This is a genomic window from Tessaracoccus sp. MC1627 (genome assembly GCF_014164725.1).
GTDB lineage: Bacteria > Actinomycetota > Actinomycetes > Propionibacteriales > Propionibacteriaceae > Arachnia.
Genome location: NZ_JACJGA010000001.1, coordinates 326,681 through 344,286, shown reverse-complemented (window position 1 = coordinate 344,286; position 17,606 = coordinate 326,681). Strand labels below are relative to the sequence as shown.

Sequence of the window (17,606 nt, the reverse complement as noted above, 5' to 3'; positions counted from 1 at the left end):
GGCACCTGCGACATCGGCGCCGAACGCCCGTCCATCCCCTGAATTGGAGGGCCCTGGCGATCTGGCTGGCCGTCGCGCACGGGCGATGCGTGACGTCAAGCAAGATCTCGAACCCTGGCCGCAACACCGCCTACCGGCTGCTCGACGCGGCCCGGCGTCCTGACTGTCCTCGCGCAGCCCCCCGCCGGCTGAGGTGCGAGGAGCGAAGGCCACCGGGCCATTTCCCGCGGGCTGAGGTGCGAGGAGCGCAGCGACGAGCCTCGAAGCCTAAGAAACGCTCCTTGTCAGCTCACGTTCTCGAGGCTTCGAGGCCGCTACGCGGCACCTCAGCCAGCGGTGGGGGCAATACGCGGTGTTACCGGCCGCGACCCCATGACGAAGCGCAGCACCCGCCCAGCGACCGCCTGGATCTCGGCCCGGCGTACGCCGTCGGTCTTCGCCAGCGAGCGCAGCAGCGAGCGGTCCTTCCCCTTCCGTAACCAGTCGACGGTGGAGCCCGGCATCAGCACGTCGACCCCCGCCCGCACCCGGTAGGCGGAGTCCCACACGTCAGGGAAGTGGGGGTCGCGGGAGTGCTGCATCCACCAGTCGGTCATCACCATGCCCTCATAGCCCCACTGCTCCCGCAGGATCGTTGTGACGAGCTCGTAGTTGTAGTGCGCCCACACTCCGTTGATCTTGTTGTAGGAGGTCATGATGGTCTGCGGCCGTGCCTCCTTGACGCAGATCTCGAAGCCCTTGAGGTAGATCTCGCGCAAGGCCCGCTCGGAGACCCGGGAGTCGTGCCTGCTGCGGTTGGTCTCCTGGTTGTTTGCGGCGAAGTGCTTCGAACACGCCGCAACCCCCTGCGACTGGACACCCGCCACAACTGCTGCCCCCATCCGGCCGGTGACCAGCGGGTCCTCGGAGAAGTACTCGAAGTTGCGTCCGCACAGCGGATCACGGTGAATGTTCATGCCCGGGCTGAGCAGCACGTCGGAGCCCTTGCGGACCATCTCGCGGCCGTGCTCGGCGGCAAGCTCGCGCACCAGCGCCGGGTCCCAGGTGGAGGCCAGCGCGGTCCCGCACGGCAGCAGCGATGCGTAGGCGCTCAGCCGAATGCCCGACGGTCCGTCGGTGCAGGTGACCGGCGGCACCCCCTTGGCGCGGAGTGTCTCGAGGATCCCGCCGAACACGCCGGCGTTGCCGGCGGCGCCGAGCGGGCTGTTCATGCGCCCGTGCCCGCGGGTGAGCGCCTCGAGCTCCTCGTCGCTGAGCTGCGCGACGAACTCCTCCATCGACTTCCGCCCCGCCGCGACATCACCCAGCGCGATACCCCGGTCACCTGTCACCGGCACCTCCGCTGGGAGGTGCTCCGCAATGCGGGTCCGCAGGTCGACGGTGCGCACCGGCACGTCCTCCCATCCCGGCCGGGTGACGCCGCCGGCACGGAACACGGTCATCCGACGGAACGCGGCCCCCGGATCGACGGCGCACGCCTCGGCCAACTGCTCCACGACCCGCAGCTCACGCACCGTGAACTCCCCCACCTCGACGGCGGACCGCACGTCCGCGCCCAGGAAGAAGCGGTAGGCCCCTGGCTCGAGGACCCACGCCGAGCGGTGCCCGGTGGCACCGCCGTCGTCGTAGGACGCCAGGGCGTCCACCGGGACGGTCAGCTGCACCCGCTCCGACTCCCCGGGCGCCAGCTCGCGCGTCTTCGCATACGCCACGAGCGCCCGCGCGGGCTTTCCCAGCGCGCCGTCGGGCGCCTGCACGTAGAGCTGCACCACCTCACGCCCCGCCCGCGACCCTGTGTTGGTGATCTCGACGGCGACCCGCACCTCGTCGTCGGCCGCGAGCTCGGCATCTGAGAACCCGAACGCGGCATAGGACAGCCCGAAGCCGAACGGGAACTGCACGGCGTCGCGGGCGAAGGTCTCGAAGTAGCGGTAGCCGACGAACACGTCCTCGGCGTAGTTGTTGAACTCCTTGTCGCCGAAGTTGCCCGCCGTCGGGTAGTCCTCGTAACGGCGGGCGATGGTATCGGTCAGGCGACCCGAGGGCGACACCGCCCCTGTGAGCACGTCTGCCACCGCCCGCGACCCCTCCATTCCGCCCTGCCACGCGAGGATCAGGCCCGCAAGGCGATCCCCGTACTCCTCCACCCACCGCAGGTCCATCACGTTGCCAGTGTTGACGACGGCCACCACCCGCTCGAACCGTGCGACGACGGCGTCCAGCATGGAGCGCTCGGCGTCGGTGAGGTAGTAGGAGCCCTTCTCCAGGACGTTTTCGCGGTCCTCACCGGCGGCGCGTCCGATCACCACGACGGCCACCTCCGCCGTGTTCGCCACCCGCGACACCAGCCCGGGATCCAGCGGCATCTCCTCGAAGTGTCGCGGCCAGTTGCCCCAGTACCCCTCGTCGGGCGGGTTGGCGGCGGACCAGGCCTCGTAGGCGGCGGCCAGCTCGCCGCTCACCGCGACACCCGCCTCCCGCAGCGCCTCCAGCAGGGACACGCTGTAGGGCGGCTTCACGTCGCCGCCGGAGCCGTAGCCGACGGCGAACCAGTCGCACTGCACGCGCCCGAACACCGCGACCTCCGCGCCCGCCGACAGCGGCAGCACCCCGCGCTCGTTCCGCAGCAGCACCACGCCCTCTGCGGCCGATCGACGGCACAGCTCGACGAGCGGGTCTGAGACGGTGCGGTCGGTGTCGACGATGTCGGCCGATTGTTGCGACAGGCTGTTGACGACGGTGTGCATCGCCTTGCGGTAGAGGCGCCAGAGTTCCTGCGGCATATGGGGCTCCTGGGAGGGCTGTGCAGAGTGTGGGTTCTCAGACGATAGACCGATCCTGAGCCACCACTGTGTAGAGACCCCATCTTAAGCGAATCGCTTCGACGGTGCCAGGCCCCTGGAGCGCCGCGAGGCGGGCATCCGATTAGGCCTCCCCCTGCCGGGGCCCGGACCCTGGCGCCTGCCTTAGCTCGCACGGCCCGCGCTACAGCGCGGGCCACCGAACCGAGGGCAGGCGGCTCGCGACGGGACGCAGGCGTCGGGAAGGAACGCAGGCGTCGGAAAGGGACGCAGGCGTCGGGAAGGAACGCAGGCGTCGGAAACGCCAGCGACCCACCCGGGCCGTCAGGCCGGGTGGGTCGCGGAGGGTGCGCCCGCGCGCGGGAAGGGCAACGGGTCAGAGGCCGAGCAGCTTCGCCTTAGCCGCGGTGAACTCCTCAACCGACAGCAGACCCTTCTCGTGCAGCGCCGCCAGCCGCTCGAGCTGGGCCAGCGGGTCGGCAGGGGCCTCAGCCGCCGCGACGGGGGCCGGGGCCGCCGGAGCCGGTGCGACGGCGGCCTGCTGCGCCGCGACCGCGCGAGCCGCCGCGTCGTTGATCGCGGCCTCCTGCGCCTGGGCCCGGGCGAAGGCGAGCTCCTGTTCCTGGGATGCGGCGGCCTGCTGCTTGGCGGCCACGCTGCCGGAGACCTTGGTGGCGGTGCCCGCGATGACGGCCGTGCGGGCCGCGGTGCCGAGGAGCCCGGGGCGCCTGTTGCGTCGAATCATGTCTTCCTCCTTGCTGTGTGCAGACGGTCACTCGGCGGCGCCGAGTCCCGATGGTGCGGACTGGGTCAGCTTCCGATGCGGCCCGCAATGAGCCCGGTGACGACCACGGAAGTGATGGTGACTGTCGAGAAGCCGGCGATGATCATCTTGGGAAGGATCGCGCCCTCGATGGCCGCGACCTCCTCCGGGCTCTCGCCCGCGCCCTTGGCCGCTTCCTGCGACAGGATCATGGTTCCCGGGAAGCCGTACAGCGAGGTGAGGCCGATGGCGATCGACATCGGGATGGTGTACCCGAGCAGCTTCCCCGTGATCCCGGCGAACAGCGCGATGCCGATCACTCCGAACAGGAAGGCGAGAAGCAGCGGAACCGCCAGCGCAGCGACATCGGCCGGCTCCACGGTGGCGAGCGGGCCGAACACCAGGATCATGATCGACAGCATCATGAGGCCGTAGGCGTCGATGCCGTTGAGGATGCCGGGCTTGAAGATTCCGAACGCGCGCAGCGCGATGCCGAAGATCAGCGCCACCACGAACGTGTTGAGGATGCCGCTGGTGAGGTTGTTGATGAGGATCGACACCAGCACCACGGCGCCCACCACGAGCAGCGTGCCTGGCGTGGTGCTGAGGAACGCGGGCATCTTCGACGGTGCGGCCTCGGCCGTCGAGGTGGCCGCAGCCGGGGCCTCCAGCCGTCCGGCGCGGTACTCGCCCTTCAGCCGGGTGGCCTCCTGGCGCAGGATGATCGACGTGAGCGGGAATCCGATCAGCCCCTGCAGGGCGGCGATCAGCACCGGGAAGATCGCCACCGAGGTGAGGCCGACGCCCAACGCCGCCTCCTGAATGATCAGGACCGAGATGGTGCCGCCGCTGAGCGATCCGATGCCGGCCACCACGTAGTCCATCGCCTGCGACACACCATCATAAGCACCCTGGCGCCGGCCACCGCCGAAGACGAAGCCGGCGATCCACAGCAGGACGCCGATGCCGACGACCGTGGAGATGCCCACCACCAGCGTCTTCCACTGGCGCTTGAACTCGTCGATGCTGATCAACGTCCCCAGGTGGACGATGATGAACCCCACGACGACGCCACCCAGGCCCAGCAGCGAGGAGCTGGCCAGCAGGTCGTCGGGGAAGATGTCGGTGAGGAAGCCGATGAAGAAGATGATCGAGGCCACGAACAGCGACGACAGCAGCGACTGGGTCTTCTTCGCCACCCAGTCGCTGACCGTCCACACCGCCATGACGATGGCGAAGGCGAGAACCGCGTTCATATGAGTGTCTTCCTCCCGTTGGGCACAACCGAACACCGCAACACTTGCCCCATCGGCACCCCCCGGCATCCCCCGCAGCGGGTGAGTCCGGGGCTGCCCTGGCCGCCGTCGCGGTCACGGCGGCGAGTGCCACCCTGGGGGCGGACCCGGCCGCGACACGAGCCGGACGCGCCGGACAACCGTCGGGTCAGAATCCCCAGATGAGCGGGACCAGGAAGATGCCCACCAGCCCATAGGCGATCAGCAGGGGGAGGCCCAGCTTCCAGTAGTCGCCGAACCGGTAGCCCGCGGCCTCCATGACCATGAGGTTGGCTGGGGTGGCGACGGGGGTCAGCAGAGCGCCGGCCGCGAACACCGCCACGGAGATGAGCACCGGCACCGCGGACACGTCCAGCTGGGCCGCGGCCGAAATGCCGACCGGGATGACGATCAGCGCGGTGGCCGTGTTGCTGATCAACTGCCCGAGCACCGCGGTGATGACGAACAGGCCGGCGAGCAGCGCGTAGGGGCCGGCGTCGCCGATGAGCGCCACGAGCCGCTCGGCCAGCGTCTGGGCCGCGCCGCTGCTCACCATGGCGGCCGACAGCGACATCATCCCGCCCACGAGGATCACGGTGGTCCAGGAGATCCCGCGGTATCCCTCCTCGACCGTCAGGACGCGAAGCAGGATCATCGCCAGGGCCGCGGCGATGCCCACCACGGAGGCCGGAACGAGCCCCGTCGTCAGGAGGATCACCATGGCCGCGAGGACGCCGATGGCGCGCTTGGCTCCGAGGCCGAGGGGCACGGCCTGCCGACGGACGGCGTCGGGGTCGTCAACGGCCATGATGTCGGGGTCCTTGGCGGCGTTGTCGAGCGCCTCCCACGACCCCTGGAGCAGCAGCGTGTCCCCTGCCGACAGGGTCAGTTCCTCGTGCACGTCCTGGCCCCGGTGGTGCATCGCGGCGACCACCAGCTCGCCGCTCTCGGTCACCATCCCCCGGTGGACCACGTCTCCGATGAACTGCGAGCGGGGCGGGATGATGAACTCGGCCGCGCCGCTGCCGCGCTCCATGAGCGTGGCGTGCGAGCCCGCAACCGAGTAGTGCGCGGCCAGGGTGTCTCCGTGGGCACCGAAGTCGCGCAATGCCCGGGCGGGGGTGCGCCTCGGAATCAGTTTCGAGCCGAAGCCGATGACCATGAGGATGGTGATGAGCACCAGCGGGACGCCGACGGCGGCGATGGTGAACAGGCCCATCCGCTGGCCGGTGACCTCCTCGACGTAGTCCGCCACGAGGACCGTCACCGGCGACCCGGTGAGCATGAGCAGGGACCCCGCGTGCGCGGCGAAGGCCGTGGGCAGCAGCATCTCCGACGGCGACCGCTTCGCCCGGATGGCGATCACCACCACCACGGGGGTCAGCGCCGCCACCGCCCCGTTGGGGCTGATCAGCGCCGTCAGAACCGCGACCACCAGCATCACGGTGACCATCAGCCGGGTGGGGCTGTCCCCGCCGTGCTTCATCGCGAAGTTGCCCACCCAGGCCGTGACCCCGGTCTTGTCCAGCGCCTCGCTCACCACGAACAGGGCCGCGATGAACAGGACCGTGGGATCGCCGAATCCGGCCGTGGCCTCCCCCAGCTCGAGGACGCCCGTGGCCCACAGGGTCAGCGGGACCAGCAACGCCACGACGGCGACGGGGAGGCGATCCAGGACGAAGAGGACGACGGTGGCCCCCAGGACGACGAGTGTGATGACGCTGTCGGTCACTGGGGGCTCCTAGGACTTCGCTGATCGCTGCTGGTCCCGGCGGGGATGAGCCGGGCGGGATGAGGTGGCCAGGGGGGATCAGGCCTCCGAGCCGGAGAGCTCCTCGGCCAGGGCGGACTCGTCGGCGTCGGACAGCGAGGTCTTCAGGACGGTGCCGCCGAACTCGCCCATGGCGGCCGAGAACTTGTCCTCGGTGATCTTGGTGGCCATCACCACGAGGGCGGCCTTGCCGGGCTCGAGGAGGCCGTCGACGCGGTCACGCAGGCTGCGGTTCACGCCCGCCTTGCTCGCCACGCCGGCGAGGGCGCCCCACGCGCCGCCGACCAGCATGCCCAGCCCGGGGACGAGGAACAGCAGGCCGATGATCATGCCCCACAACGCTCCGCCCGTGGCGGAGACCCCGACGATGGATCCGGGGGTGTCGATGTGCTTCTTGCCGTCCTCGTCGACGCGCACGACGGCGAGCCCCGAGAGGTTCAGGACGAAGTCCCGCTGAAGTTCGATGACCTTGGACTGGGCGCGCTCGGCGGTGGCGTGATCGTCGTAGCCGATGATGATGAGTTCGGACATGGTGGCTCCTTGAACCTTGACCGCGCGGGCGCGCGGAACGTCAGGGCCCACCCTCCCCCCGGCCCCTCACCCGGGCATCACCCTTCACGGGTAATCCGCGCGGGGCCGCGGCGCGGGAGGATGGGGTGTGCCCAGGCGACCGCCGGGCCGGAGAGGACGCACGATGAGCGACGCCCAGCAAACCGGCAGCAGTCTCCTCCGCTCGCCCCGCACCTGGGTGGGCGTGGCCATCGCGGTCCTGGCGATCGCGTTCATCGTCCAGAACCGTCAGATCGTCGGCATCGAGCTGCTGGCCTTCACGTTCCAGGCTCCCCTCTGGATCACGTTGAGCGGTGTCTTCCTCGCAGGGTTCGCAACATGCTGGCTGATCAGCCGTCGTCGGCGGTAGGCGGCCGGGCGGCGCCCCTGGAGATCCGCATCCACGCGGACGGCGAGGTGGGCGCGGACCTCACCGCGGAGCTGGGCGGACTGGTGGCGACACCTCTGGCGGACGGCACGCTCCTGCGGGGCACGGTGGTGGACGCGGCCGAGCTGTGGGGGGTTCTGCACCGCCTCCACCGGGCGGGGCTGCGGCTGCGCTCGCTGGAGAGGCCCTGCGCCGGCCCGGCGCCGGACCATGCGGGCCCGGACAGCGAGCCGCCCGGCGAACCGTTGCTGGCCCGCGTCGAGGTGGACGGCCACGCCGCGGGCGTCGTGTCGGTGATCCTCGGCGCCGCGGACGTCTACCAGAATCCGCCGTCGACCACCTTGGTCTTCCGGCTCGGCACCGAGGACGCTCTCTTCGAGGTCCTGGACACCCTCGAAGACCTGGCGCTCACCCTGCGGGGGATCCACGTCGACGGCTGAGTTCTGGTCCGTTGTGCTACGTGGCGTCGTTTAGGATGACCGCAAAGTCGCCACCTGACAGGAGCGAGGCCAGCGTGAGTGCAGGTCAAGAGATCCGTCCCTTCAACGAGACGCGTTTCGGCGTCCCGGTCCCCTCGGACCGGTTCGTCCGCCGCCCCCGCATCACGGCCCTTCTCAACTCACACGTCTCCCGCCCCGTCACGCTCGTCACGGGCCCGGCCGGCACGGGAAAGACCCTCGCCGTGGCCGACTGGACGATGACTGGCCACCCCCGCGGCGTGGTGGCCTGGCTGTCGCTCGACCGGGGCGACGCCGGCCTCGCCCGGTTCTGGGCCTCCGTAACGGCGGCGCTGGCCGTGGCCGCCCCCGCGGCCCTGAGCGGACTGGAGATCCCCGACGCGCCGGACCAGAGCTTCCTGGAGTCGCTGGCCGGCAACGCGGGCGGCCTCGTCCTGGTGCTCGACGACGTGCAGGAGCTCGACGGCGGCACGGCCCTGGACTGGCTGGACCGGGTACTGCGCTGGCCGCCCGCCGGGATCCGGTTCGTGCTGGTGGCTCGCCACGATCCCCCGGTGTCGCTGCATCGCCTGCGTCTGGAGGGCAAGGTGGGCGAGCTGCGCCTGGCCGATCTGGCCTTCACCCTTGCCGAGTCCGAGGAGCTGATGGCAGGGTCCGGGGTGACGCTGACCCCCGCCGCGCTGGGACGGCTCATGGAGACCACGGCCGGGTGGGCCGCAGCGCTCCGGATGGCAGCCCTGACCCTGCAGGTCGCCGAGGATCCAGCCCAGGCCATCGAGCGCTTCGGGGGGGTCACGTTCCTGGTCTCCGAGTATCTGTGGGATGAGGTGCTCCGGCTGCTACCGACTGCCTACAGCGAGTTCCTCCTCAAGACCTCCATCACCGGCCGGCTGTGCGCGCCGCTGGCCGTGGCGCTCACCGACGAACCGCGCGCCGACGAGATGCTGCGGACGCTGGCCAGGGAGCAGCTTCTCGCCCACGAAGTGGAGGGCACCGGCTGGTACCGGACCCACTCGCTGCTCACCGAGGTGCTGCGGGCACGGCTGATGTCCACCAGCCCCGAGCTGGCGCAGGAGCTGCATCGCCGCGCCGCGCGCTGGTTCGAGGACAACGGCGCGTGGACCAAGGCGCTGGCCCACGCCACGGCATCCGGGGACTGGGACTTCGCGGGCCGGATGGCGATGCGCTCCGGCGCGGTGGCCCTGTTCACCACGGACCGGCAGCCCTACGTCGAGGCCGTGTCTCGGGTCCCGGCGGCGGTGACGACGGACCACCCCGAGCTGGCCGTCGCGCACGCTGTGGCAGCCTACTGTCGCGGGGACCGCGGCGCCGTCGAGGCGCTTCTGGCCAGGGCGGACCTCACGACGCTGCCCGAGCGCCGCAGGGACCTGGCCACCATCACGATCGAATCTCTGAGGGCCGCTCAGGCCCACCGCGACGGCGACGCCCTGGTCATGCGGGAGGCCTCCACCCGAGCCGACGAGCTGCTCTCGGGGATCAGCGCGGCGGACGCCCCCGGCTGGGCGGCCTACGGCGGCGTCTCCCACGCGCTGCGCGGCGTGGCGGAGCTGTGGGCCGGACGCCCGGATCTGGCCGCCGGACTGCTGGCGCAGGCGGTCGAAAACTACCCGGCGGGCCCGTTCAATGCCTACGGGGCCGTCTACTACGGCGGGATCCTCGCGCTGGCCCAGGCAGGCGGTGGCCGGCTGTCGCTGGCGCGCCGCACCGCTGAGGCAGCGCTGGAGGTGGCCCGCACGCACGGCCGGTCGCGCTCCTACGAAAGCCAGTGGGCCTGGCTCGCCCTCGCCGTCACCCTGCTCTACGCGGGGGACGCAAAGGGCTCGGCCGCGGCTCGGAGCCAGTGCGCCGAGGCCGGCGGGGAGGCCATCAACCCCTTCGTCGCGGTGACCCTGCAGATCATCGCGGCGCGTCAGTGCCTGGGCACCGGGGATCTCCCCGGGGCGCGGCGTGGGGCCGCCGCCGCCCGGGCCGCCGTGACGAGACGTCCCGGAATGCTTTCGCCCACCGCCCTGCTCACGTCGCTGCGCGTCGATCTCGCGCTCGCCGAGGGGGACCCCGAGGCGGCCCGCGCAGCCCTGGCCGAGTACGACGCCCCACCCATCGGCCGTGGCGATGCCCCCGCCCCCCGGCCCGACGCCGTCTCCAATTGCCGCGCCCGGTTCCTCCTGGCAACCGGGAAGCCGGAGCGGGTGCGGGCCGCCGTCGCCCACCTGCTCGACATCGAGGGCGCCGAGGCGGTGCAGGCGTGGTTGTCCGTCGCGGCGGCCGAGGACCGGCTGCGGCACGACTCGCTCGCCATCGAGGCGATGGGCCGGGCGCTGGACCTCGCCGAGAGCGAGGGCGCCGAGCTGTTCCTCCTGCGCCAGTCGCGCCAACTGGCCTCCGCGCTGCGCCGCCATCGCGACGTGGTGGGCACTCACCGGGCGCTGGTGGATCGCGCCCTGGTGATCGCCGAGGGCTCAGCTCCCCCGCCCGGGCCAAGGGCCCTCGTGCCACTCACCGAACGCGAGCGGGCGGTGCTGTCCTACCTGCCGACGATGGGGTCCAACGCCGAGATCGCCGCGGCACTCAGCGTGTCGGAGAACACGGTCAAGCAGCACCTCAAGTCCATCTACCGGAAGCTGACGGTCAGCAGCCGCCGGGAGGCCGTGCGGGTGGCACGCGACGCCGGGCTGCTCGACGGGCTGACGCGCCCCACGTCTCCCTGACCGGCCGCGGGGCCGGGGCTCATCTGATCTCCAGGCTCCCGTGGCGGGGCCGGGCGGGGGCGGGGGCGGGTGCGGGCTCGGCCCGCGACTGCAGCAGATCCAGCCCCAGCCCCCTGGCGAGGTGGCGCGCCACCAGTTGGCCCTTGACGCTGTTGCCCGCCTCGTCGAGCGGCGGCGCGAACGTGGCGAGGCCGCCCTTGCCGGGGGAGATGGTGACGATCCCGCCCCCGATGCCGCTCTTGCCGGGCAGGCCCACCTCGTAGAGCCAATCCCCTGAGGTCTCGTAGAGCCCCGCCGTGAGCATCACCGCCAGCACGGGGTGGCAGAGGTCCTCGTCGAGCACCCGGACCCCCGTGACGGGGTTGACCCCGCCGTCGGCCAGCGTGGCGCCCATGGTGGCGAGGTCTCTCGCGGTGACCCGCAGGCAGCTCTGGCGGGTGTAGAGGTCGAGCGCCAGGTCCGGGTCCGCGCCCAACACCCCCCGGCTGTGCAGCAGGTTGGCCGCCGCCCGGTTGACGTGGTTCGTGGCCGATGCCGAGGCGTAGGTTTCCTGGTCCACCTCCAGCCGCCGGCCGGCGAACGCCGACAGCCCTTCAACGATGGCGTCCCACTTCTCCTCGCCGTCGCCCGGGACGAAGCTGGTGGCGACGATGGCCCCGGGGTTGACCATCGGGTTGGTCCGGCCGTCCGGTGAGCGTTCGACGGCGGCCGCGGAGTTGAACGGCAGGCCGGTGGCGTTGGCGCCGACGCGGCGGCGGGCCTCAGCCGCGCCCAGCGCGCGGCACACGAGCGCGAAGACGAAGGGCTTGGCCACGCTCATGACGGTGAACGGGTGATCCGCGTCACCGGCGGCGAAGACCGCCCCGTTGACCCCCACGACGCACACCCCGAAGAGGGCGGGGTCCGCGGCGGCGAGCGCCGGATACACCTGGGAGGGCCGACCCTCGACGGTGTCGCGGTAACTCCGGTGGGCCTCGGCCACCAGGGCCGAGACGGTGGACGCACCCGGGAGGCTTCCCGTCGAGACATGGGAGGGAATGAGGGACGCCTCCCGGGCGCGGGTCATGGGACGCTCGGCGGGTAGCCCGGCCCGAGCGGGATGCCCAGCGCGAACCACGCGATGAACATGACGGTCCAGACCACCAGCAGGATCACGGAGTACGGCAGCATCAGCGCCACCACCGTGCCGATGCCGGCCTTCTTCGAGTAGCGCTGCGCGATGGTGACGATGAAGGGCAGGTAGACCATCAGCGGGGTGAGCGCGTTCACGGGCGAATCGGCCACCCGGTAGGCGGCGAGCAGGGTCTGAGGGGCCACTCCGAGGCGCATGAACAGTGGCACGAAGATGGGCGCGAAGATGGCCCACTTGGGCAGCGACCCGGGCATGATGAAGTCCAGCAGCACGATCACCAGCACGAACCCGATGAGCAGCGGGATTGCGCCGATGTTGGCCTGCTCCAGCAGCTCCGCCAGCGAGCCGGCGATGACGCGCGGCAGGTTGGTCCAGTTGAAGTAGGCGATGAACTGGCTGATCATCAGCAGCATCAGCACCATGCCACCGAGGCCCGCGAACGTCTTGGTGATGGCCTTGATCACGTCCGTGCTGCCCTTGATGGTGCCTGCGCCCGCCCCGTAGGCCACGCCGGAGACGAGGAAGGCCAGCATGATGATGAACAGCAGGCTATCCATGAACGGCGTGTTGCCGATGATGTTTCCGGTCTCGGGGTCCCGCAGGGGGGCGCCGGGCAGGAACGTGGCCAGGGACACGATGGCCATCACGATCAGGAATCCGATGAGGGCGAACCGGCTGCCGCGCTTGTCCGCGTCCGCCGGGATGTCGCCCGCGTCGGAGTGGACGACTGCCCCAGGCTCGGGCGTCCAGGGCCCCAGCCTCGGCTCGACGATCTTCTCGGTGATGACCGCGGCCACCATGGCCATGACAAGGGACGACGCCACCATGAAGTAACAATTGGCCACGATGGTGATGGGCTCGCCGCCTGCCAGCGCAAGTGACTCGTTGGCGATCTCGGTGATCATCGCATCGGTGGGGGTCAACGAGATGTTGACCATGAAGATGGCCGCGACACCCGCGAACCCCGAGGCCAAGCCCGCCAGGGGATGTCGACCGACGCTGGCGAACGCCGCCGCCGCCAACGGGATGAGGATGAGGTACCCGGCGTCCGAGGCCACCGACGACACCACGCCCACCAGGATGAGGATGAACGTCAGCGCCCACTTCGGGGCGGCGCCCACCAGCTTGCGGATCAGTGACCCCAGGAGCCCTGACTCCTCCGCGACGCCTGCGCCCATCATGGCGATGAACGTGACCGCGACGACGCCGAACCCGGCGAAGTTGCTCACGAAGGAGGAGAAGATGAACCGGATGCCCTCCACCGAGAGCAGGCTCTTGATGGGAATCGTCTCCTCGACGATGGTCCAGTCCTCGTCATAGGGGGGCGTGCCGGGCGCGAGCCCAGGCTGGGTGGTGTCCTCGTAGTAGTCGTACTCCGGGGCGCCCTCGGCGATGGGCACGGCCACCTGCTCGGTGACGCTGACGCCCGCGAGGCTCAACCCCCACGACAACACGATGACGAGCAGGATCAGGTACCCGAACATGAGCACCGGGTGCGGCACCTTGTTGCCGATGCGTTCCACCGCACCGAGGAGCCCCCCGGGTGCCGCCTCCACGTCTTCCACTGGCTTCGCGGTCATGGCGCCCCCCATTCCTTCCGTCAGGCCTTGAAGTTCAGGGCCAGGTCGATCAGCAGGCGCGTGCCGAAGCCCGTGGTGCCCTTGTTGCGCCACTTGCTGGCGGTCCAGGACTGCGCGGTGCCGGCGATGTCGATGTGCACCCACGGCTTACCCGCGACGAACTCCTGCAGGAACAGGGCCGCCGTGATGGTGCCCGCGTTCGCGCCGCCCATGTTGCGCAGGTCGGCGAGCGTCGAGTCCAGCTCGGGCCGGTAGCGGTTGGCCAGCGGCAGCTCCCACACCGGCTCGTCGACCCGCTCGGCGGAGGCCTTCACCTGGTTCATCAGAGCTTCGTTGTTGCCCAGCACGGCCGCGATGTCGGTGCCGAGGGTGCGCAGCGCCGCGCCGGTGAGGGTGGCGATGTCGACGATGGCGTCCACCGGCTCCTCGGTGGCGAGCACCAGGGCATCGCCCATGACCATGCGGCCCTCGGCGTCGGTGTTGATCACCTCGACCGTCTTGCCGCCGCGCATGACCACGATGTCGCCCAGCCGCAGTGCGGAGCCCGACGGCATGTTGTCGGTGCACATCAGGTAGCCGGTCACCTGAGCCGGGCAGCCGAGGTCCTTCAGCACCGTCATGGCGGCGAGGATGGCACCGGCGCCGGCCATGTCGTTCTTCATCACGGCGTGCACCTCGTCCCCGGGCTTGAGGGCCAGGCCACCCGCGTCGTACATGATGCCCTTGCCGACGAGTGCCAGCTTGCCGGTGGGCTCACCCTTGGGGCGGTAGACGAGCTTGATCATGGCCGGCGGCTCGACGCTGCCGAGGTTGATCCCCAGCAGGCCGCCGCAGCCGAGCTCGACGAGTTCCTCCTCGCCGAAGACCTGCACCTCGAGGCCGGCGTCGGGGCCCATCTCGAGGGCGATCTCTCCGAGCTTGGTGGCGGTCAGCATGCCGCCGGGGGTGCCGGCGAGGTCGCGGGCCAGCTTGGTGGCCTTGACCAGCAGCAAACCGCGGACGACGGCGGCCTCGGCCTCCGCGACCGCCCCCTCGTCGCAGACCAGCGCCAACGCGCTGAGCTTCGCGTCCGGGCCGTCCTCACCGATGCGATAGACGTAGCGCGCCAGGGCGGCGCCCTCGATGGCCGCCACCACCGTGTCCGACACGCTCGTGGAGGTCTGCGGAAGAACGACGGCGAGCCGGTCCTGGCCGGGGACGGCGCGGGCGAAGTGGGACACCACGTCTCGCAGAACGGTGGCGTCCGCGGTGCTGCGGTCGCCGCCGCCGACCAACACGGTGAGCGGGCCGTCGGGGCCGACGAGGACCAGGGTCTTGCCGACGGCGGCGTCGAAGCCCAGCGAGGCGGCGCGCTCGGCCGAGATGCCGCTGGCCGCCGGGGGCTGCTCGCCGGAGAAGACGATGTGAGCGGCCGCGTCGATGCCGTCGGGCAACTCGCCGACGGTGACCGCCAGCTCACGGGTGGGGAGGGAGAACGGGGGGTACGGGGCTGCGTGGGTCATGGAGTGTCCTTGCGTCTGGCGATGGTGTGGTGTGGGTGCGCCGTCAGGCGCGGGTCAACTGGACGGCGATGGCGTCGTCGGCGGTGCGCATCTCGAGCATGTCGCCCTCGATGCTGTAGGTGGCGGCACTCTCCAGGGCGGCCACGATGGCAGCCTCCTGATCCATGAGGCCCTCGGGCGTCATGCAGGCCATCTGGGTGGTGGCGATGGTGCCGAACGAGATCTCGCCGTCGCCTGCGGTGTACGAGCCGAGGAGGCGGTTGCAGCCGCCCGTGCCGGACAGCGTGCCGTCGTCGGCGAAGGTGAGGTTGGCCTCCTTGCCCTCGAGCGGGCTGACCGCGGCAGAGCCGTCGTTGTAGGAGGTGAGGTTCCATGTGGTGCCGGCAAGCTCCTGCGACTGCGCTGAGAAGGTGCCGAGCGCCGTGCCGCCCTCGTCGTTGAGGGTGAGGGTCTCCCCGTCGACGGCGAAGCCGCGGGCATCGGTGAGGGCCGTGAAGAAGGAGCTCTCGAGGGCCATCACGTCGTCCGCGCAGGCCATCATGGTGGAGGGGAGCGCGTCCCCGACGGTGAGGGTGCCTCCGTCGATCTCGTAGGTGCCCGAGAATCGGTTGCAGCCGCCCGAGCCGAAGAGGGCGCCGTCGTCCGCGAAGTGGACCGTGACCGGGGAACCGTCCATGGGGGCCTCGCCGGCGAGATCCTCCAGCAGCCAGGTGACGCCCACGAGGTCCCCCGACGAGGGTGGGGCGGCAGGGGTCGCGGATGCGCACGAGGCGAGCAGCAGCGACATCGCCACCACCGCCGTCGTCCAGAGTGCCTTCGCCATTGATGTTCTCCTTCGTGGTCGGCCCAGCCATCGTTTCCCCCGATCCGGCTCTGGGCATCACCCGAACTGGGTAGTCCGCGCGGAGTCGGGGAGCCACGGACGGACCTGTCTCCGTCTCCTTCCGCCCGTAGCGGGCGATCTGACGTGCCTCAAGCAGCCCGTCCCGATCCGGGCACGACACGCCGTCTCGGTGGCACGCCGGTGTCGCATGCGACGCCGAACCCCGCCTCAGACGGCGTTTCGTGCACACCCCGACGGCGGGACACAGACCTCGCACCCACCAACGCAGCCCGACCTCCGCCCCAAGCCCACCCACCCGGTCCATTCCGGGCACGACACGCCGTCTCGGTGGCACGCCGGTGTCGCATGCGACGCCGAACCGCGCCTCAGACGGCGTTTCGTGCACACCCCGACGGCGGCTGCGGCGCCGGTGAGTCGCGCGTAGGCTAGGCCGTATCTGGAAGGACGGGCGATGAAGGCCGTTGTTGTCTACGAATCACTGTGGGGAAACACCGCCGCTGTGGCGCGAGCCGTGGCGGAGGGGATCGGGGAGGGCGCCGTCGCACTGCCCACCAAGGATGCCGGGGCCGACGAGCTGACGGGGGCGGATCTGATCGTGGCCGGCGGGCCGGTGTTCGCGTTCCATCTCTCCTCGGAGCGGTCGAGGCACGACATCGCCGAGCACCCGGAGCCCGGCGCCCCGGACCCAGACCTGACCGGCCCGTCGATCCGGGAGTGGCTGGACGCGCTGCCCGCCGGCTCCGCGGCGTTCGCCTCCTTCGACACCGAGGTCCGAGGCCCGTTCGGCAAGGGCGCGCCGACGATCGCCAAGGAACTCGAGGCGAAGGGATACCGGCGCGTCGCCAAGCCGGAGGGGTTCATCGTGCAGGGCAAGTACGGCCCGCTGAAGGACGGCGAACTCGACCGTGCGCGACGGTGGGGCGCGTCCCTGCGCGCAGCCCTGTCCCCCACCGTTTAAGGCACTGCTCCCCAGGCGGCCCTGTTTCCACGCTGTTCGGTCAGGAGGGGCAGACTGGCCTCCATGAATGCCCTCGACATCCTCCTCGACGCCGCCTCGCGCCCTTTGGACGCCCTTGAGGCACTCGCCCCACGCCTCACCGACGAGGTCCTCAACGCCCACCCCGCCGGCCACCCCAACTCCGTGGCCTGGTTGCTCTGGCACACCGGGCGCGAGATCGACGTCCAGCTGGCCCACCTCACCGGCCTCGACGAACTCTGGACCCGCGACGGCTTCCGGGAGCGCTTCGCCCTGGATGCCGTGGGCGACGGCGTCGGATACGGGCACACCGCAGAGAAGGCGCGCGCCGTCGTCGTGGTGGATCCGCAGCTGCTGGTCGAGTACGCGACGGCCACGATCGACGCTCTGAGTGACTACCTCCGCACCCTGGACGAGCCCGCCCTCGACGCCGTCGTCGACCACCGCTGGAACCCCCCTGTGACCCGCGGGGTGCGGTTGGTGAGCATCATCGACGACGCGGCCCAGCACATCGCGCAGGCCGCCTACGTCTGCGGCATGCCCCGCCCCACCGTCGGCTGAGCGGGTCGCCTTCTCGCTCGGCGCGAGGGCGGTGACGAGCAACAGCTAAATGTCACGCTGAGTATCGAGTACGACACTCAGCGTGACATTTAGCACCGGGGCCCAACTCGTGGGTCCGGCGCGCATGGTCAAACCGGTGCCTGGTGTTGTCCGTCGCTGCCCGGGTGTTGTCCGTCTTTCCTCCGAGGCTTGTGCACGACGACCCCGCTGGCAGCCTCAGGCAGGTGCACCCCAGACAATCCCTCACCCCCGGTCTCGAAGCCCTCCTCCGTGCCCAG

At 70.7% G+C, this 17,606-nt stretch carries 14 protein-coding genes; 5 read left to right on the top strand and 9 right to left on the bottom strand.

All coding sequences use genetic code 11. The annotated features are described in order from the left end of the window. Positions 1 to 326: 326 nt before the first annotated feature. The 5 genes from H5399_RS01500 to H5399_RS01480 form a co-directional block, all read right to left on the bottom strand. Positions 327 to 2,783 (bottom strand): glycoside hydrolase family 3 protein, encoded by a 2,457-nt coding sequence (locus H5399_RS01500; protein ID WP_220490697.1) that lies wholly within the window; start codon positions 2,781 to 2,783, stop codon positions 327 to 329. Positions 2,784 to 3,177: 394 nt separating this feature from the next. Then, positions 3,178 to 3,546 carry an SHOCT domain-containing protein gene (locus H5399_RS01495; RefSeq protein ID WP_182781259.1) on the bottom strand — a complete coding sequence of 123 codons (369 nt, stop codon included), beginning with the start codon at positions 3,544 to 3,546 and terminating at the stop codon, positions 3,178 to 3,180. 65 nt (positions 3,547 to 3,611) lie between these two features. After that, positions 3,612 to 4,820: a hypothetical protein gene (locus H5399_RS01490; protein WP_182781258.1), complete on the bottom strand. Its 1,209-nt coding sequence runs from the start codon at positions 4,818 to 4,820 to the stop codon at positions 3,612 to 3,614. A 187-nt stretch (positions 4,821 to 5,007) separates the two neighbouring features. Next, complete coding sequence (locus H5399_RS01485; RefSeq protein ID WP_182781257.1) at positions 5,008 to 6,570, bottom strand: SLC13 family permease; 1,563 nt, start codon at positions 6,568 to 6,570, stop codon at positions 5,008 to 5,010. Between the two features lie 78 nt (positions 6,571 to 6,648). After that, entirely contained in the window at positions 6,649 to 7,140 is a 492-nt protein-coding gene (locus tag H5399_RS01480; protein ID WP_182781256.1) for a DUF1269 domain-containing protein, read from the bottom strand. Positions 7,141 to 7,303: 163 nt separating this feature from the next. On the opposite strand from H5399_RS01480, the gene H5399_RS01475 reads away from it, so the two are divergent. From H5399_RS01475 to H5399_RS18390, 3 genes are all read left to right on the top strand, one after another. Further along, on the top strand, positions 7,304 to 7,528 hold the full coding sequence (locus H5399_RS01475) for a lipopolysaccharide assembly protein LapA domain-containing protein (RefSeq protein WP_182781255.1): 225 nt from the start codon (positions 7,304 to 7,306) through the stop codon (positions 7,526 to 7,528). Further along, positions 7,498 to 7,986: a hypothetical protein gene (locus H5399_RS01470; protein WP_182781254.1), complete on the top strand. Its 489-nt coding sequence runs from the start codon at positions 7,498 to 7,500 to the stop codon at positions 7,984 to 7,986. Before H5399_RS01475 ends, H5399_RS01470 begins: the two co-directional genes overlap by 31 nt. Before the next feature lie 74 nt (positions 7,987 to 8,060). Then, entirely contained in the window at positions 8,061 to 10,733 is a 2,673-nt protein-coding gene (locus H5399_RS18390) for a LuxR C-terminal-related transcriptional regulator (protein WP_182781253.1), read from the top strand. A 19-nt stretch (positions 10,734 to 10,752) separates the two neighbouring features. Here H5399_RS18390 and glsA read toward each other — a convergent pair whose 3' ends face one another. The 4 genes from glsA to H5399_RS01445 are packed head-to-tail and all read right to left on the bottom strand — an operon-like array spanning position 10,753 to position 15,770. Then, positions 10,753 to 11,799, bottom strand: coding sequence for a glutaminase A (glsA, locus tag H5399_RS01460; protein ID WP_182781252.1), 1,047 nt, complete (start codon positions 11,797 to 11,799; stop codon positions 10,753 to 10,755). Continuing rightward, complete coding sequence (locus H5399_RS01455) at positions 11,796 to 13,445, bottom strand: AbgT family transporter (protein WP_182781251.1); 1,650 nt, start codon at positions 13,443 to 13,445, stop codon at positions 11,796 to 11,798. The genes glsA and H5399_RS01455 overlap by 4 nt, the downstream gene beginning before the upstream one ends. Before the next feature lie 20 nt (positions 13,446 to 13,465). Then, positions 13,466 to 14,947 (bottom strand): M17 family metallopeptidase, encoded by a 1,482-nt coding sequence (locus tag H5399_RS01450; protein ID WP_182781250.1) that lies wholly within the window; start codon positions 14,945 to 14,947, stop codon positions 13,466 to 13,468. Positions 14,948 to 14,990: 43 nt separating this feature from the next. After that, positions 14,991 to 15,770 carry an META domain-containing protein gene (locus H5399_RS01445; RefSeq protein ID WP_182781249.1) on the bottom strand — a complete coding sequence of 260 codons (780 nt, stop codon included), beginning with the start codon at positions 15,768 to 15,770 and terminating at the stop codon, positions 14,991 to 14,993. Positions 15,771 to 16,242: 472 nt separating this feature from the next. Between H5399_RS01445 and H5399_RS01440 the strand changes: the two genes are divergently transcribed. Together H5399_RS01440 and H5399_RS01435 are read left to right on the top strand one after the other, a co-directional pair. Continuing rightward, positions 16,243 to 16,749, top strand: coding sequence for a flavodoxin family protein (locus H5399_RS01440; protein ID WP_182781248.1), 507 nt, complete (start codon positions 16,243 to 16,245; stop codon positions 16,747 to 16,749). Between the two features lie 63 nt (positions 16,750 to 16,812). Further along, complete coding sequence (locus tag H5399_RS01435; protein WP_182781247.1) at positions 16,813 to 17,328, top strand: DinB family protein; 516 nt, start codon at positions 16,813 to 16,815, stop codon at positions 17,326 to 17,328. The last annotated feature ends 278 nt before the right edge of the window (positions 17,329 to 17,606 follow it).

Coding starts and splice junctions, on each gene's coding strand:
- H5399_RS01500 (WP_220490697.1), bottom strand. CDS start 2,783: ATGCCGCAGGAACTCTGGCGCCTCTACCGCAAGGCGATGCACACCGTC.
- H5399_RS01495 (WP_182781259.1), bottom strand. CDS start 3,546: ATGATTCGACGCAACAGGCGCCCCGGGCTCCTCGGCACCGCGGCCCGC.
- H5399_RS01490 (WP_182781258.1), bottom strand. CDS start 4,820: ATGAACGCGGTTCTCGCCTTCGCCATCGTCATGGCGGTGTGGACGGTC.
- H5399_RS01480 (WP_182781256.1), bottom strand. CDS start 7,140: ATGTCCGAACTCATCATCATCGGCTACGACGATCACGCCACCGCCGAG.
- H5399_RS01475 (WP_182781255.1), top strand. CDS start 7,304: ATGAGCGACGCCCAGCAAACCGGCAGCAGTCTCCTCCGCTCGCCCCGC.
- H5399_RS01470 (WP_182781254.1), top strand. CDS start 7,498: ATGCTGGCTGATCAGCCGTCGTCGGCGGTAGGCGGCCGGGCGGCGCCC.
- glsA (WP_182781252.1), bottom strand. CDS start 11,799: ATGACCCGCGCCCGGGAGGCGTCCCTCATTCCCTCCCATGTCTCGACG.
- H5399_RS01455 (WP_182781251.1), bottom strand. CDS start 13,445: ATGACCGCGAAGCCAGTGGAAGACGTGGAGGCGGCACCCGGGGGGCTC.
- H5399_RS01450 (WP_182781250.1), bottom strand. CDS start 14,947: ATGACCCACGCAGCCCCGTACCCCCCGTTCTCCCTCCCCACCCGTGAG.
- H5399_RS01445 (WP_182781249.1), bottom strand. CDS start 15,770: ATGGCGAAGGCACTCTGGACGACGGCGGTGGTGGCGATGTCGCTGCTG.
- H5399_RS01440 (WP_182781248.1), top strand. CDS start 16,243: ATGAAGGCCGTTGTTGTCTACGAATCACTGTGGGGAAACACCGCCGCT.
- H5399_RS01435 (WP_182781247.1), top strand. CDS start 16,813: ATGAATGCCCTCGACATCCTCCTCGACGCCGCCTCGCGCCCTTTGGAC.